Source organism: Saccharothrix lopnurensis (genome assembly GCF_042658445.1).
In the GTDB taxonomy this organism is placed as follows: Bacteria; Actinomycetota; Actinomycetes; order Mycobacteriales; family Pseudonocardiaceae; genus Actinosynnema; species Actinosynnema lopnurensis.
Window position 1 is genome coordinate 1 of record NZ_JBHSQO010000080.1, and the last position, 16,486, is coordinate 16,486.

At 74.0% G+C, this 16,486-nt stretch carries 13 protein-coding genes; 2 read left to right on the forward strand and 11 right to left on the reverse strand.

Annotation, left to right across the window (positions count from 1 at the left end; all coding sequences use genetic code 11):
- From ACFP3R_RS36865 to ACFP3R_RS36915, 11 genes are all read right to left on the reverse strand, one after another.
- On the reverse strand, positions 1-615 hold a 615-nt coding region (locus ACFP3R_RS36865), incomplete at its 3' end, for a condensation domain-containing protein (RefSeq protein ID WP_380643537.1).
- Positions 609-2,267, reverse strand: coding sequence for an acyl-CoA dehydrogenase family protein (locus tag ACFP3R_RS36870; protein ID WP_380643539.1), 1,659 nt, complete (start codon positions 2,265-2,267; stop codon positions 609-611). The genes ACFP3R_RS36865 and ACFP3R_RS36870, both read right to left, overlap by 7 nt.
- Positions 2,264-2,953, reverse strand: a complete 690-nt coding sequence (locus tag ACFP3R_RS36875) for a helix-turn-helix domain-containing protein (RefSeq protein ID WP_380643542.1) — start codon at positions 2,951-2,953, stop codon at positions 2,264-2,266. Before ACFP3R_RS36875 ends, ACFP3R_RS36870 begins: the two co-directional genes overlap by 4 nt.
- Before the next feature lie 35 nt (positions 2,954-2,988).
- Positions 2,989-3,651, reverse strand: coding sequence for an FMN-binding negative transcriptional regulator (locus ACFP3R_RS36880; RefSeq protein WP_380643544.1), 663 nt, complete (start codon positions 3,649-3,651; stop codon positions 2,989-2,991).
- Entirely contained in the window at positions 3,620-4,087 is a 468-nt protein-coding gene (gene mce, locus ACFP3R_RS36885) for a methylmalonyl-CoA epimerase (protein ID WP_380643547.1), read from the reverse strand. Before mce ends, ACFP3R_RS36880 begins: the two co-directional genes overlap by 32 nt.
- Positions 4,087-5,862 carry a fatty acyl-AMP ligase gene (locus ACFP3R_RS36890; RefSeq protein WP_380643550.1) on the reverse strand — a complete coding sequence of 592 codons (1,776 nt, stop codon included), beginning with the start codon at positions 5,860-5,862 and terminating at the stop codon, positions 4,087-4,089. Before ACFP3R_RS36890 ends, mce begins: the two co-directional genes overlap by 1 nt.
- 2 nt (positions 5,863-5,864) lie before the next feature.
- On the reverse strand, positions 5,865-7,214 hold the full coding sequence (locus ACFP3R_RS36895) for a lysine N(6)-hydroxylase/L-ornithine N(5)-oxygenase family protein (RefSeq protein ID WP_380643553.1): 1,350 nt from the start codon (positions 7,212-7,214) through the stop codon (positions 5,865-5,867).
- Positions 7,214-9,067: an asparagine synthase (glutamine-hydrolyzing) gene (gene asnB / locus ACFP3R_RS36900; protein WP_380643556.1), complete on the reverse strand. Its 1,854-nt coding sequence runs from the start codon at positions 9,065-9,067 to the stop codon at positions 7,214-7,216. The genes ACFP3R_RS36895 and asnB overlap by 1 nt, the downstream gene beginning before the upstream one ends.
- A 56-nt stretch (positions 9,068-9,123) precedes the next feature.
- On the reverse strand, positions 9,124-10,590 hold the full coding sequence (locus ACFP3R_RS36905) for a methylmalonyl-CoA mutase family protein (protein WP_380643559.1): 1,467 nt from the start codon (positions 10,588-10,590) through the stop codon (positions 9,124-9,126).
- The gene (locus ACFP3R_RS36910; RefSeq protein ID WP_380643562.1) at positions 10,583-11,524 is read right to left on the reverse strand and encodes a diiron oxygenase; all 942 of its coding nucleotides are present in this window, start codon (positions 11,522-11,524) and stop codon (positions 10,583-10,585) included. Before ACFP3R_RS36910 ends, ACFP3R_RS36905 begins: the two co-directional genes overlap by 8 nt.
- A gap of 740 nt (positions 11,525-12,264) precedes the next feature.
- Positions 12,265-13,815 (reverse strand): protein kinase domain-containing protein, encoded by a 1,551-nt coding sequence (locus ACFP3R_RS36915; protein ID WP_465270007.1) that lies wholly within the window; start codon positions 13,813-13,815, stop codon positions 12,265-12,267.
- 169 nt (positions 13,816-13,984) lie between these two features.
- Between ACFP3R_RS36915 and ACFP3R_RS36920 the strand changes: the two genes are divergently transcribed.
- Both ACFP3R_RS36920 and ACFP3R_RS36925 read left to right on the forward strand, forming a co-directional pair.
- A complete protein-coding gene (locus tag ACFP3R_RS36920; RefSeq protein WP_380643566.1) occupies positions 13,985-15,616 on the forward strand; it encodes a hypothetical protein in 1,632 nt (543 codons plus the stop codon).
- Between the two features lie 273 nt (positions 15,617-15,889).
- Positions 15,890-16,330 (forward strand): class I SAM-dependent methyltransferase, encoded by a 441-nt coding sequence (locus ACFP3R_RS36925; protein ID WP_380643569.1) that lies wholly within the window; start codon positions 15,890-15,892, stop codon positions 16,328-16,330.
- Positions 16,331-16,486 lie beyond the last annotated feature (156 nt).

Consider the following 16,486-nt stretch of genomic DNA (forward strand, 5'->3'; position numbering starts at 1 on the left):
CGGCAGGTCCGGCCGGGGACCGCTGAGCGCGGGCAGGCCCGCCAGCTCGGCGCGCCAGTGCGCCAGCGCGGCCGTCGGCTCCGGCCGGGCCCGCCGCGCGTGGTCGGTGAAGCGCGGCGCCGGCGGCAGGTCCGGCTCACGCCCGGCGGCCAGCGCCGGGTACAGCTCGGTCAGCTCTCGCACCAGCACCGCGAGCGACCAGCCGTCCACCGCGATGTGGTGGTAGGTGAAGACCAGGACGTGGTCCTCCGGCCCCGCGCGCAGCAGGGTGACCCGCACCGGCGGCTCGGCCCGCAGGTCGAACGGCCGGGCGCGCAGCTCGGCGACGCGCGCGTCCACGTCGTCGGCGTCCTCCGCCGAGACCACGTCGGGCGCCGCGTCGAGCACCACCTGCACCGGCTCGGGGCCCCGGTCGTCGAGCACGGTGCGCAGCGCCTCGTGCCGCTCGACGAGCCGGGCCACGCAGGCGCGCAGCACGTCCTCGCGCAGCGGCCCGGACACCCGGACCGCGGACTGCACCACGTACTCGCCGGGCGTGAGCCGCTCGGCCAGCCACAGGCGCGCCTGGCCGGGCGTCAGCGGCGCGGTGGTCGTCCCGGTCGTCCCGGTCACCACGACCGCTCCAGCAGCGAGGCCACGACCGCCGCGTGGTCCGCGCCCGACGGGTTCCGCAGCTGTCGGCGGGCCGCCGCGACCCGGTGCCAGGCGGCCTCGCAGAACACGTCGGCCAGGTCCTGCGACCCCGGCTCGCCCGCGGCGCGCGCGAGCACCAGCGCCGCGGTCACCAGCTCCTCGGCCAGCTCGCCGAGCAGGGACAGGGCGTGCCCGTCCGCCGTCGGCCCCGACCGGGGCCCGGCGGCGGCGGCCCGGCACGACTCCGCGAACGCGCGCGCCTGGCCGGTCAGCTCGACCCAGTGGGCGCGGTTGCGCCCGGACAGCCCGGCGGGCGGCTCCGCCGCGGGCGCGTCGGACAGCGCGTCGGGCGCGCCGAGGTCCGGGGCGAAGTAGGTCAGCGCGAAGTTCGCCGCCAGGCGCATCCGCAGCAGCACCTCGGTGCCGCCCGCGACGCGGGTGCCCCGGGCGTCCCGGAACAGCCGCTCGACCGGCGCGGGCACGGCGCCGCGCGCCGCCTTCCCCGCGGCGGTCTCGAAGCCCTCGCCCGCCATCAGCGTCAGGGTGCGCTCGGCCACCCGCCAGGCCGCCATCGACGTGATGTCCTTGGCCGCGACCTGCTCGGGCACCAGGTTGACCCGGCGCCCGCCCGCGTCGCCCAGCATCGCCCAGCGCGCCGCGGTCTCCAGCGCGTAGGTGTCGGCCGCGCACTCCGCGAGCATCCCGCGCACCTGCGGGTAGTCGGTGAGCACGACGCCGTCCACGCGCCGCCGGGTCAGGTACTCCGTGGCCCACCGCAGGCAGCCCCGGGCCACGGCCAGCGACGGCCCGGCGACCACGTGCACCCGGCCGCGGGCCAGCACGGCGGCCCGCTGCGCGGACAGCCAGGGGTCGTCGTCCTCGGGCAGCAGGCGCTCGGCGGGCACCGGCGCGGCGGCGAAGGCCAGCTCCCCGTTGGGGAAGCCCTTGAAGCCCATGAACTCCAGCCGGGACAGCACCTCGGTGCCCGCGTCGCGCGCGTCGACGAACAGGATGCGGTTGCGGCCCTCCAGGGTCGCGGTCACCGCGATCACCTCGGCGATCGGGCCGTTGCCGATGTAGAGCTTGTGGCCGTCCAGCACGTAGCCGCGGCCGTCGTAGGAGGGCCCGGCCTTCGTGGTCCGGCCCCGGTTCGACGCGCCCGCGGGCTCGGTGTCGGCCATCGCGGTGACCGCGCCGGCGGCCAGCCGCTCCTCCAGGAAGGCGCGCAGCGGGCCCTCGGGGGCGAGCCGCAGGTACGCGGGGGCGCCGATCCCGTTGTGGATGGCCAGCAGCAGGCCGGCCGGCACCGAGACCTCGGCCGCCGCGGTCACCAGCCGGAACACGTTGTACGGCGACAGGTCCCGGCCGCCGGCGGACACCGGCGCGCCGGGGTGCAGCAACCCGGCCCGCGCCAGCGGGCCCACCAGGTCGTCGACCGGCTCGCCCTCGGCGGGCACGCGGCCGTCGAACACCGACCGCAGGTCGCCTACCGCCTCGTCGCCCAGCCCGGCGTCCGCCGGGTCCTGGGCCGGGAACGGGCACAGCAGGTCGGTGGGCACCCGGCCGTGCACCAGCTCCTCCAGGGCGCTGGGCACGCCGGGCACGGCGAGGGCGTTGCGGGGTCGCGCGGTCACCGGGCACCCCCGCCCGGCCACAGCACCAGCCGGCCGGCCAGCTCCCGGGCGGTGGTGGCCAGCTCGCGCAGCGGCGGCGCGCCGACCAGCAGCACCGGCCGCCGCGAGTCCTCGACGAGCCGGACGCAGAAGTCGGAGAACGCGCCGGGGCACGCGCCCCGGTACAGGCCGAACCACGAGGACCGGTTGGTCCAGGTCACCGACAGCGCCACGCCGTCGTGGTGCGGCAGGTTGGCGTACGAGCCGAGCGCGAGCCCCGACCGGGCGGCCTCGCGCAGCGCGCCGGCGTCGGACGGCACCTGGTCGGCCGGCGGCAGCAGCCGCTCGCCGACCAGGAACCGCGTCGTGGACGCCTGCGACAGCTCCACGCCGAACCGCTCCCGGCACACCTGGCGCACCATGGCCTTGGTCCACAGCTGCCTGCTGAACCCGGCCCTGACCGGCTCCAGCCCCAGCAGGAGGTTCCGCACCTCGTCGCGCTGCCCGGGTGAGAGCAGCGGCCGGCGGCCGGGCGCCTTGCGGTCGCACAGCGCCGCCTCGCCGTCCCGCCGGTAGGCGGCGGCCCAGCGGAACACCGCGGCCCGCGAGACCCCGTACCGCCGGGCCACGTCGTCGGGCCGCTCCCCGCCCAGCACCCGCCGCACCGCCTGGAGCCGCTGGGCCTGGGTCACCGCACCGCGTGCCACGACCCGCTCCCCACCACCGGTCACCGAACCGCCGATCACCGAACGCCCTCCCCCGACTCCGGCAGCCCGCGCATGAGGCGGGCCAGCTCGCGCCGCTGGGTGGTGGGGCCGCGCTCGAAGGCGTCCAGCACCCGTTCCCGCAGCGCGGGCGACTGCTCCTGGCTGAGCTTGAACATGCCGTCGACCGCCTCGACGACCAGCTCGAACGCGCCCACGCCCGGCAGGATCCTGTCGAAGTACCCCACCGAGTCCCGGTCCTGCCAGCCGTCGCCGAAGCGCTCCTCGCAGAACGCGACCGTCCGCCGCACCACGTCCAGCGTCGCGTCGCGGTCCCGGACCAGCCGCACCGTGCCGCGCACGTGCACCGAGACGAAGTCCCAGGTCGGCGCGGCGGGCGTGACGCCGTAGACGGTCGGCGAGACGTAGCTGCCGGGTCCGGTGAACACCAGCAGCGCCCGGCCGCCGTCGGTCAGCGCCGACCAGTGCGGGTTCTCCCGGTTCAGGTGGCCGAGCACGGTGCGGCCCACCAGGGAGCCGTCGGCGGGCCCGTCCTGGTCCGCCGGGATCGCCGGCAGGTGCGTCGCGAACGGCACCTCGTCGCCCCCGCCCCCGCTGACGAGCAGGGCCAGCGGGTGGGACCGGACGACGTCCAGGACCCAGCCCGGCTCAGGCGGTCGGTAGGTCGTCGGCACGTACACCGCTGCTCCTGTCCTCGCCGGCCGAGGTGACGACCTCGGTCAGCACGCCGTGGCAGTCCTTGGGGTGCAGGAAGGTGGCCGTGGAGCCCATCGACGCCCGCCGGGGCGGGTCGAACAGAACCCTCGGGCCGTGCCCGCGGAGGTCCTCCACCACCGCGTGGACGTCGGGTGAGCCGAAGGCGATGTGGTGCACGCCCTCGCCGTGGCGCTCGATCCACCGCGCCACCGTCGAGTCGGGCGAGATCGGCTCCAGCAGCTGGAGGTAGGTGGCGCCGCCGTCGTCGGTGCCGTTGACGCGCAGCATCGCCTCCCGCACGCCCTGGCCCTCGTTGACCTCCACGTGGCAGACCTCGAAGCCGAACACCGACCGGTAGTGCTCCACGGTCCGGTCGAGGTCGCGGCACGCGATGCCGATGTGGTCGACCCTGGTGAACATCAGGACCCCGACCCCCGGGCCACCGCCGACAGGGCGCCGTCCAGGTACTGCCGCCGCATCTCGGCCCGCTGCACCTTGCCGCTGGTGGTCTTGGCGAGCGTGCCGCGCTGGATCGGCACCACCTCGTCGAGCACCACGGCCAGGTCGCGCTCGACCGCGGCGGTGACCAGCCCGACCAGCTCGGGCAGCCCGACCGCGCGCAGCAGCCTGCCGTCCACCTCGACGGCCAGCACGAACAGCTCCCGCCCGGCGCGCTCGACGGCGAACGCGGCGCTGCTGCCCGCCCGCAGCAGCGGGTGGGCGCCCTCCGCGGCCAGTTCGAGGTCGTTGGGGTAGTAGTTGCGGCCGTTGCGGATCAGCACGTCCTTGTGCCGGCCGCACACGTACAGCTCGCCGTCGTGCAGGAACCCGAGGTCACCGGTGCGCAGGTGGGTCTCCGGGCCCTCGCCGGCGATGACGGCCCGGAACGTGGCCGAGGTCTCCGCGGGCCGCTGCCAGTAGCCGCGGGCCACGCCCGGTCCGCGCACCCAGATCTCGCCGATCCCCCGCCTGCCCACCGGCAGCCGGGTCACCGGGTCGACGACGCGGACCACCGTGCCGGGCGCGGGCGTGCCGCAGCTGACCACGCGCAGCGAGTTCGCGGTGCCGGCGGGCACGGGCACCGCGACGCCGTCGGCGGCCCGCGCCGCGTCGATGGAGATCGCGTGCGGCGGCATGTCCTGGCGGGTGCCGGTGACGTGCAGGGTCGCCTCGGCCAGCCCGTACGCGGGCGCCGGCGCGGACGCCCGGAACCCGGCCTCGGCGAACACCTCGACGAAGCGGCTCACCGTGCTCCACCGGACCGGCTCGGCGCCGTTGAGCGCCGCCGCGCAGGAGGACAGGTCGAGCCCGGCGGGCACGCCCCGGCCCGCCACCGCGTCCAGGCACATCTGGAAGGCGAAGTTCGGGGCCGCGACGTGCGTGACCCGGTGCTTGCCGATGATCTCCAGCCACCGCAGCGGCCGGCGGACGAACGCGCCGGGCGACATCAGGTGCACCGGCACGCCGGCGCGCACCGGCAGCACCGCGCCGAACAGCAGCCCCAGGTCGTGGAACAGCGGCAGCCAGGAGGCGACGCGGCCGTGCTCGGGGATCGGCCACTGGGTGAGGATGTCCGCGGTGTTGTGCCAGAAGTTGCGGTGCGTCACCTCGACGCCCTTGGGGTGGCCGGTCGAACCCGACGTGTACTGGAGCAGCGCCAGGTCGTCCGGCCCGGACTCGTCGCCGGGCAGCCAGGTCGCCGCGCCGCGCAGCCCGGCGGAGTCCACCAGGGTCAGCTCGGCCAGCTCCGGCATGTCGGCGTAGTCGGCCAGCCGCTCGGCCACGCGGCTCGACGTCAGCAGCACCGAGGTGCCCGCGTCGGCCGCGATGCGGCTCATCCGCACCACGCCGTGGCGGCGGTTGGGCACCTGCACCGGCACCGCGGCGACCCCGGCGAGGAAGCAGGCGAACAGGTCGCGGACGAAGTCCAGGCCGGTGTCGTGCGCCAGCACGGCGCGCCCGCCCGCCAGGCCCCGGTCCAGCAGCGCCGCCGCCCGCGCGCGGGCGTCCCGCTCCAGCTCGCCGTAGGTCAGCTGCTCGGTGTGGTCCTCGCCGTCGACGTGGTGCACGTAGGCCACGCGGTCGGGCGAGGTGAACGCGCGTTCGGCCAGGATGCCCGGCAGGGTCCGCGCGGTGGTCGGTTCGGGGGTGGTCAGGTCGGTGGTCAGCTCGGGGGTGGTCTGCGTCTCCGTCACAACTAGCTCCCCAGGACTTGTCGCGGCTGTCCGTTGCCGGTCGCCAGCGGGGCCGCGCGGCGGACCGCCTCGACCACCGACGCGGCGATCTCCCCCGCCCGGACGCACGACGTGGACAACAGGCTCGACGAGATGCCGTGCAGGTGCTCCGTGGCGCCCTGCACGTAGACGCCGGCCGACATGCGGCCGTCGGTGAGCACGCGGAAGTCCCGGCCGACCACGAGTTCGTCGTGCTCGGCGCGGCGCAGCCAAGGCTCCAGGGCGTCGAGCAGCCGGTCCGGCCGCGAGGGCCGGTAGCCGGTGGCGAACACCACGTAGTCCACGTCCAGCGCCGTGGTCGTGCGGGTCGGCAGGTGCTCGACGTCGAGGCGCACCCCGTCCGCGGTGGGGGTCACCCGCCGCGGACGGGACACGTTGAGGAACCGCAGCCTCCGGCGGCCCGTCACCCGCTCGTGGTACGAGCGGCGGTACAGCTCGTTGATGAGGTCCCGGTCCACCACCGCGTAGTTGGTGCCCGCGTGGTAGCCCAGCAGCATCTGCTTGACCTCGGCGTCGCTGGTGAAGAACTCGTCCACCGCCGACGGGTCGAAGATCCGGTTGGCGAACGGGCTGTCGTCGGCGGCGGTGTAGCCGTACCGGCTGAAGATCGGGAACACCTCCGCGTCGGCGAAGGTCCGGTGCAGGTACTCGGTCACCTCCGCCGCGCTCTGCCCGGCGCCGACCACCGCGAGCCTCTTGGGGCGCGCGTCGCCCAGCGTGGCGACCCGGCCCAGCAGCTCGCCGCTGTGCCAGATCCGGTCGCCGCGCTCCACCCCCTCGGGCAGGCACGGCGACAGGCCCGTGGCCAGCACCACGTTGCGGGCGCGCCGCACCGTGACGCCGTCCTCGCTGACCGCGTGCACGTCGAGCGCGGTCACCCGGTCGTCGGTCAGCACGGGGTGGACCGCGGTGACCTCGCTGCCGTACTCCACCTGGGGGGTGAACCGCTCCGCCGCCCACTCCAGGTAGTCGTGGAACTCCACCCGCGACGGGTAGATGACCTGGTGGTTGATGAAGTCGACCAGGCGGCCCTTCTCGTGCAGGTAGGCCACGAAGGAGAAGCCGCTGGTCGGGTTGCGCAGCGTCACCAGGTCCTTGAGGTAGGAGATCTGCATGGTGCTGTCGTCGATCAGCATGTTCCGGTGCCACCCGAACCGGGGCTGCCGCTCGTGGAAGGCGGCGCGCAGCGGCGCCTCCCCGGCCTCGTTGTGCTCGCGCACCGCGATGGCCAGCGCGAGGTTGGAGGGGCCGAAACCGATGCCGAGCAGGTCCACCGGCTCCCCCTTGGCCTGTGCCGACGCGCGGAACCCCATCAGATCGCGAGCCGGGCGTCGTAGGTGGCCAGCCACTCGTTGAGGTACAGCACCATCTCCAGCGAGAAGCGGTTGACCTTCTCCCTGGACGCGGCCGAGGTCGGGTCGGCCAGGTAGGACTTGGCGGTGCCCAGGTCCAGGAACGGCTGGATCGGCGCGGAGCCGTCGGCCAGCAGCTCGGTGACCATGGCGCGCAGCGCGCGGTCGTAGCCCGGGTCGTCGATCGGCGGGTAGCCGGCCTTCTTGCGGTACAGCACCGAGGGCGGCAGCAGGTCGCGGACGGCGGCGCGCAGCAGGGACTTCTCCCGGCCGTCGAAGGACTTCATCGCCCACGGCACGTTGTAGACGTACTCGACCAGCCGGTGGTCGAGGAACGGCACGCGGCCCTCCAGCGACACGGCCATGCCGATGCGGTCCTTGCGGTCCAGGATGATCCGCAGGTAGCCGGTGAGGTTCAGGTAGGTGACGGTGCGGATCTTGCGGTCCACGTCGGACTCGCCGGGCAGCCGCTCGATCTTGGCCACCTCGGTGGCGTACAGGTCGCGCTCGGCCTCGTCGCTGCCCAGCGACTCGACCAGGTCCTGGTTGATCAGGCCGGTGTTGCGCAGGCCGTTCTTGCCGGCCATCTGGCGGCCGAACTCCAGCCACGGCAGGGCCTGCGCGTCGACGAAGCGGTCCTCCAGGAACCAGTGGTAGCCGCCGAACAGCTCGTCCGCGCCCTCACCGCCCAGCGCCACCGTGCAGTCCTGGCGGAAGCGGCGGGCCAGCAGCAGGTAGGAGGTGTCGAGGTCGCCCAGGGAGGTCGGGATGTCCCGGGCCAGCAGGACCTCCCGGCGCACCTCGGGGTCCATCAGCTCCTCGGGCGAGACGACGACCCGGGTGTGGTCGGTGCCCAGGTGCTCGACCATGCGTGCCACGAACGGGTAGTCCGGGGTGGAGCGGACCTCGTCGGGGGTGAAGTTCTTGTCGTGGCCCGCGAAGTCGATCGAGTAGGTGCGCAGGGTCTCGCCGCCGTTGTGGCGGGCGGCGAGCGCCAGCAGGGCGCTGGAGTCCAGGCCGCCGGACAGGAACACGCCCAGCGGCACGTCGCTGTGCAGCTGCCGGCGGACCGAGTCCTCCAGCAGCTCGCGGACCGTGCCCACGGTGGTGTCGAGGTCGTCCTCGTGCGGCCGGGCGGGCGGGGCCCAGTAGGTGGTGACCGACAGCCCGTTGCGGCCGAAGCGGACGATCGTGCCGCCGCGGACCTCCTTGACGCCGGCGAAGATGCCGTTCTCCGGTGCCTTCACGAAGTCGACGATGGCGCGCAGGCCCTCGGTGTCCACGACCGGCTCCACGGCCGGGTGCTTGAGCAGGGCCATGAGCGCGGAGCCGAACACGAACCCGCCGGGCACCTCGGTGTAGTACATCGGGTAGATGCCGAACCGGTCGCGGATCAGGTGCACCTCGTCGGTGCGGCCGTCCCACACCGCGAAGGCGAACATGCCCAGCAGGCGCTCCGCGCACGCCGCGCCCCACTGGAGGTAGGAGGCCAGCACGACCTCGGTGTCGCTGCTCGTGGTGAAGGTGTGGCCGTGCGAGCGCAGCTCCGCCCGCAGCTCGTCGCAGTTGAAGACCTCGCCGGTGTAGGCCAGGGTGACCGGGGGTTCACCCGGTCGCTGGGCGACCATCGGCTGCACACCGCCGACGAGGTCCACGACCGACAGCCGCCGCACGCCGAGCGCGACGTGGCGGTCCAGCCACGTGCGCTGGTCGTCCGGACCGCGGCGGTGCATCGTGGCGGTCATGGTGTCGATCAACACCTCCCGCTCCTCCGAGGCAGGGGTGAAGTCGACGAAACCGGTGATCCCGCACATGGGTGCTCCTGGTGATTTGGCCGTGGAACGCTGTGGACCGAAAGCCCGGTGTGGTCTCAGGCGTGCGCCGGGGACGCCTGACCGGCGGGGTGGCCGATGCCGCGGGCCACCGCCGTGCACATCTGCTGGATGCTCGCCCGCGCCCGCGCGGCCTCCACCAGGGCGGGCAGCACGTTGTGCCCCGCCTCGGCGGCCGCGGACACCGCGGCGAGCTGGTCCGGGCACTCGACCCGGGAGAAGGGCCTCCGCCTGCCGGCGGCGACACCGGACTTGCGCTGCTCGCGCAGCAGGGCGCGCTCGTGCTCCGACTCGGCCGCGTCCGCGACCCCGACGACGGGGCCCCGGTCGTGGAACGCCATGTCGTCGATCTCGCCGGAGAGCCAGCCGCCGCGCAGCGCGGCGAGCAGGCCGCCCCGCTGCTCGATGCGGTCGAGCCAGGTCAGCGCCTCCGCCTCGACCTCGTCGACGAGCCGCTCCAGCACCGCGGACCCGCCGAGCGGGTCGACGTGGCGCGCCAGGTCGGTCTCGTGCAGCAGGATCTGCTGGATGCGCAGCGCGATCCGGGCCGCCAGCTCGCCGGGCGTCTGCACCGCCTCGTCGAACGAGCACACGTGCAGCGACTGGACGCCGCCGAGCACCGCCGAGATGGCCTGCACGGTGGTGCGGGCGATGTTGTTGAGCGGCTCCTGCACGGCCAGCGCCGAGCCGAAGGTGTTGACCTGGGCGCGCAGCTTCATCGACTTCGCGTCCCGCGCGCCGTAGCGGTCGCGCATCCGGGTGGCGTAGATCCGCCGGGCGGCCCGGAACTTGGCCGCCTCCGCCAGGATCTCCAGGTGCGAGCCGAAGATGAAGCTGAACTGCGCGGCCACCTCGTCCACGGTGAACCCGCGGGCGATCATGCCGTCGAGGTACTGCTCGGCGTCGGCGATGGCGAGGGCCACCTCCAGGGGGCGGGTCGCGCCCGCCTCCCGCGCGTGGCCGCCGGAGATCGAGATCGGGTTGACCTTCGGCAGGTGGCGGACGCAGTGCTCGATGACGTCGAGGGAGAACCGGAAGCTGTGGTCGAGGTCGAACACGACCGCGTGCCGGGCCAGGTGCTCCTTGAGCATCTCGTTCTGGAGGGTGCCGCGCAGCGCGGCCGGGTCGACGCCGCTCTCCTGCGCGGCCACGATCCACATCGCCAGGATCATCGGCGCGGTCGCGTTGATGGTGAAGGACACGGAGATGTGGTCGAGCGGGATGCCCTCGAACACCGCGGCGAAGTCGTCGACCGTGGCGATCGACGCGCCCGCGCGGCCGACCTCGCCGGCGGCGGCCGGGTCGTCGGGGTCCAGGCCCATCTGCGTCGGCAGGTCGAACGCCAGGGACAGGCCGGTCTCGCCGCGGTCGAGCAGGTAGCGGAACCGGGCGTTGGTGTCGGAGGCGTCGCCGAGGCCGGCGAGCTGCCGGATCGTCCAGTGCCGGGTGGTGTACCCGCCGGGGTGCAGGCCCGCGTCGTAGGGGAACCGGCCGGGCTCACCCACGGGAACCACCCACCTCGGGCAGCAGGAGGCCGGCCGCGGCGAAGTCCTCGCGGGCGCCGGGCACCTCCAGCACGTCGTGGTCGAAGAACATCTTGAGGGTGTGCCGGGCGGACGCGCGGAGGTCGGCCCGCACGGCGGTGTCGGTGTAGGTCTCGCCGATCACCTGCTCCACCTGCGCGGCCGTGAGGGAGGTGGCGAGCAGGGACTTGCGGATGGCGGGGAGGTCGGGCGAGAGGCAGGCGGTGATGATGCCGGGCAGGCAGCGCGCGGCGCGGGCTCGGGTGCCCTCGTCCATGACACCCCAGAGGAAGTCGAAGAAACGGGTGTAGAAGGCGTGGTGCCGGCGCTCGTCGCGGGCGTGGTCGGCGACGACCTCGCGGATGGTGCCCGCCACCGTCTCGTCGTTGGGGATGTCCTCCAGCAGCGAGGTCACCACCGTCTCGAACACCACGACCTGGAGCAGCTGGGCGGCCTGCGGGTCGAGGGCCGCGCCGCTGCCGTCGAGCCGGGCCAGGGTGTGGTCGAACGAGTAGGGCAGGCCGGGCACGCCGGTCGCCCGCTCCACCTGGTCCACCATCTCGAAGCTGGTGTGCGCGTGGTGGGCCTCGTCGCAGTAGATCTTCCACGCGTCGAGCCGCAGCTGCCGGTCGATGCCCAGTCCCGCCTGGTCGAACGCGACGACCAGGGTGCCCCGGTTGACCACCTTGGCCTCCAGGTTCGCCACGAAGTTCATGTACTCGTAGAAGCGGCGGGTGATCACCGCGCCGCGCTCCTCCTCGGGCAGCTCGGCGGTCAGCGGGTGCGCCAGGTGCGGGATGAGCTTGATCGGGAACGCGGTGAGGCCGGACTCCACCTCCGCGCAGAACGTGCGGTGGGGATCGGTGCGCACCCCGGCGCGCTCGTACCACTTCCCGAAGATCAATGACGAGTTCACGGTGATTCACCCCGAGGTGGACCCCCGACGAACGGCGGGCACACGTAACTGATCACTCCACTCTCCCCCCAGCAGGAAGCGGAATCGAAAAAAATCACTCGGCGAAGGCGAGAGCCTTTATTCGCCGGACCCCAGAACGAGTTCGTACGGTACTCAAGGGGCTCATGCCAGTCAAGGAGGAATCAGCAGGTCAAGAAATAGGCTCCATTGATCGTGAGACCGAAGCGGGGTCGATGTAACAAGTCCGTTACACGACCTCGATCATCCACATAGGATGGGGTTTGACCTGCGCAAATCGCCCGTGGTTCACCCATTTGTCACAAATATTGAGCAGTCAACCACCGGGCGGGCGACGAGCGGGAAAAAGAAGGCCCGCTAGCCCGTTGGACCTAGCGCGGTAGGCCGGTCAACCCTCTTCGGGCACCTCCCCCCGCAGCAACGGGATATTGAATCACCGAACCGGCACGGAGCGTGATCCAGACATTCCCGAAAATGCGAGATCCCGAAGTTCAACAACTCGACGGGCGTGTTCTTTGACGGAGCCCACACACGGGTCCGCCCATTGCCCGGAAAGTGGCGCGGGACACGCCGGAGGAGTTCTCGGAAGAGGTGCAGGACACATGGCGGTCCCCGACCCCGCGGCGTAGTGTGTCGCCGCCGCGGGCCGCCCGCCGGATCATCTCGGCGACCGCCGGCGGTGCGTTCCCCCGGACGTGGGAGGCATTCCGCCGACCGGACGATCAATTCCCGGACGTGCAGGTGACGTCCGGTTCGGGGGTGGCCGGGCCGTTGGCGGTGAAACCGAAGGTGGTGGAGCCGTCCACGGGGAGCCGGGCGTTGTAGCCGGCGTTGGTGACCCGCACCGGGTCGGCGGCCGCGGCGAGGGTGCCGTCCCACAGGTTGCTGATCGCGTGACCCGCGGGCAGGGGCCAGGTGACCGCCCACGCGGTGAGGGCGCGCCCGCCGGAGTTGCGCACGGTCACCTCGGCCTGGTAGCCGCCCGGCCAGGAGTTGGTGATCCGGAAGCGGGCGGTGCAGTCGACCGGCGGGGCCGTGGTGGTGGCCTCGGTGGTCGTTGTCGTTGTCGTTGTGGTCGTGGTCGGGGCCGGGAGGGCGGTCGGGTCGGACGGTTCGTCGTCGCGCAGGGAGTCGCCGATCACGACACCGGCGGCGACCAGCACCGCGGCGCCGGCGACCAGGGCGACCCGCCGCCACGGCGCTCGGCGCCGTGCGGGCAGCGGCCGCGTGCTGCCGGGGGGCAGGGGTGCGCCCACGGGCCGAGTGATGTCGATTTGTCGGATTTCACCGGTCGGCCCGAATTCGACAACGGGACGGTTCTCGTCGAACGATCCGCTGTCGTCGAGCGGTTCGTTCCCCTCGAACGCCCGGTCCTCGTCGAACGCCCCCGCTTCGAACGTCCCCGCTCCGCCTGCCCCGGCTTCGCCTGCGCCCGCTCCGGCTTCGCCCACCGGTGGCGTGCCCGGCAGCGGCCGCCCCTGCACGACCGCGTCCAGCAGCGCGTGCGCCTCGGCCATGGTCGGCCGCTCGGCCGGGTCCCGGCGCAGCACGCGCAGCAGCACCTCGCCGAGTGGTCCGGGGAACCGCATCGGCGCCACCCGGCCCTCCGACACCCGCCGCAGCAGCGCGTACGGGTTGTCGGTCGCCCCGAACGGCGGGTGGCCCTCCAGCGCCGCGTACAGCGTCGCGCCGAGGGAGTACACGTCGGAGGCGAACACCGCCGGCTCCCCCGCCGCCACCTCCGGCGCGAGGAACGCGGGCGTGCCCACGACCACCCGGGGATCGGTCACCGTGCCCTCGCCGATGGCTCGGGCGATGCCGAAGTCGGCGATCTTCGCGGTGCCGTCGTCGCCCAGCAGCACGTTGAACGTCGTGACGTCCCGGTGCACGACGCCGACCGCGTGCGCCGCCGCCAGCGCCGACGCCACCTGCCACCCGACCCCCGCCACCAGCTGCTCCGGCAGCGGCCCGCGCTCGTCGACCAACTCGGCCAGCGTCCGCGAGGGCAGGTACTCCATGACCAGGCAGGGCTTGCCGCCGTGCTCGACCACGTCGTGCACGCTGATCGAGTGCGGGTGCCGCAGCTTGGCCGCGACCCGCCCCTCCCGCACGATCCGCTCCACGGCGTCCGGCGAACCGCCGGCCCCGAGGAACTTGACCGCGACGTCCCGCCCCAACCGCTCGTCCCGCGCCCGCCACACGACCCCGGACGCCCCGCGCCCGAGCAGCGCCACGAGCCGGTACCGCCCGGCGATGACCTCGTCCCGTTCCAACACAACCAGACGCTACTGCCCCACCCAGCCCACGGGCTACCTCCGTTTGCCGCACGGACTTCGGAAGCGGCCCGCCACCGCGCGGCCCGGTCCACAGTGGAGCGAGGGGCGCCGACCCGCCCGGACCACCGCCTTGACACCGCGTGCCCACGGCTGTTCCGCTCGGCACATGGCCTTCCGCTCACCGACCGCCGACACCGCCTACCGGCACGCGCTGCGCCTGGACGACCGGACCCGGGCGCTGACCGACCGCTTCGGGTGGAGCGTGCTGCTGGTCGACGGCGGTTCGGCGGTCGGCCGCGAGTTCGCCCGGGGGCACCGCCCCGCCCCGGCGGACCTGGTGCGCTTCGCCACCGTCCCCGACGCGGACGGCCCGGGGCTCACCCGGCGGCTGGGGCTGGACGCGCACGTGCCCTGCCTGGTGATCTGCGCCGACGTGGAGTCCCGGCGCGTGCACGTGCTGCCGCTGGCCGACCGCACCGCCGACGAGGCGCACCGGCGCGCCCAGGACTGGGTCGAGGGGTTCCACGAGGCGAACCACGAGCTGCTCGCGCGGTGGGCCGGGGTGGAGCGGGAGGCGCGCGAGCTGGTCGACGTGGTGTCCGGGCCGCTGTGGGCGCGGCGCATCCGGTCGACGGAGCGGAGCCGGGACCAGCGGGTGCTCCGCAAGCTGGCAGCGCTCACCACGTCGCCGCCGAACGACCTGGCCGGGGTGGACGCGGTCCTGGCCGACCCCACCGACCTGCCGTGGGGCCTGGTGGACGCCCTGCGGGAAATCCGGGGGCGCATCGCCGGCCTGGACGCCGACCTGGCGGCGCGGGAGCGGATGGCCGGGACCGCCGCGGAGCTGGCCGCCGCGACGGACCGGCAGGACGTGCGGCGGGTGCTGGCGAGCCTCACCGCCGACGCCACCGCCCGCCACGCGCTCGCCCCCGACACCGCGGCCGCCCTCACCGCGACCCGCGCCGCCCTCACCCGCGACGACGCCCGGGACTCCCGGCGGTGGCGCGAGGAGAACGGTCCGCTGTTCGCGCTGCCGGTGTTCGTCGCCGCCCGCCACTCCTGGCACTGGATCGCCGAGCAGGGCCGCCGGTGGCGGGAAACCGCGCGGCACCACCGGCAGCGGGACTTCGCGCTGTTCAGCGGCGTGCTGGCCGCGCAGCCGCTGGAGGACCCCGACGCGGTGGCCGACGCGGTGCTCACCGCGCTGGCGGCGCACCACGGCGTCACCGACGAGGAGGAGTGGACCGCCGCCGCGGTCGGGTTCCGCGCCTACCTCGTCGAGACGGTGGGCAGGCTGCGCGAGGCGGCGCCGGAGGGCTTCACCCTGGTCGGCCACTGCCTGCCGAACCACCCGCCCCCGGTCCGGCCGCTCGACGAGGAGGAACGCGGCCTGCGGGACGGGTTGGCGAGCCGGTTGGCCCGGGACGCGGCTGCCCGGGGGGCCGCGGACGACCGCCGGGAGGCCCTGGCGGAGGTGCCCGCGCTGGCCGAGTGGTTCCGGGCGGAGCCGGCGGCACGGTTGGAAGCCGGCGCGCCGGTGCCCGAGTTGGCCGACCGGTCCCTGGTGGAGGCGCTGGCGCGGCTGGCCGGGGTGCTCGACGGGTACGAGGAGGCGGTGCGGTCGGTGGTCCACCCGCACGAGGCCGATCCGGCGGTGATCGCGGTGGAGTGCCCGGTGGGCGTGGCGGAGGCGGCCGGGGTGGTCGTCGGGGACTCGGCGGTCGACCGCCTGCGCGAGCAGGTGGCCCGGACGCTCGCGGGGCACCGGGAGGCGGCGGGGGCGTTGCCGGGTTCCTGAGCGGCACCTGGTCCCGAACCACAGCGCCCCGGTCCCGGTTCCGGTGCGGGTGGGCGGCGTGCTCCCCGGTCGTCGTCCCCGCACGGTCCGGCGCGCGAAAAAGCCGTTCACCGGTCCGGCCGGGTGCTGCTGGCGTCGGGGGACCGCTGACTGTGGCGGAAGCCGTGGTTGCCCGGAACACCACACCGGGCCACCGCACCGAGGCCGTTCGACGGCCCGGGGCCGCCCGGTGACATCGCCCTGGAAAGCCGATGCGCCGCAGGGAGCTCTCGCATGTCCGCACCACCCTCGTCCACCTGGTACGTGGACTTCTTCACCGAACTGCCCAACGAGTTCTGGCGGCGCGCCGTGCCGCCGGAGGTCACCGTCGAGGAGATCGACTTCGTCGAGGAACGCCTCGGTCTCGCGCCGGGCTCGCTGGTCCTGGACGTGCCGTGCGGCAGTGGGCGGCACAGCCTGGAACTCGCCCGGCGCGGGCACCGCGTGACCGGTGTCGACCTGTCCGCCGAGGCGATCCTGCCCGGCTACCGGTTCAGCCGCGGTGACGAGCAGCTCGACGTGACCGCGATCCACCACGTCTACACGGTGGCGCAGATCATCGACCTGCTGTCCGGCAACGGGTTCACCGACGTCGGGCTGTTCGACGGCCCGGGTGGCGAACCCTACGGGGTCGGGAGCGGTCGGCTCCTGCTCACCGCGCGCCGAACGTCCTGAGCGGGCGCCGATCTCAGCCAATGAATTCCGCGTCGAAAATGTGAATCCGAATTCCGGAAACGGGTGATGCCCTGCGGGTGCACCTGGATCGCAGGTGCCCCGCAGGGTCGGTTCACCGGGCCGGTCGGCCGTCGATCAGGGGAGGATGCTGACCAG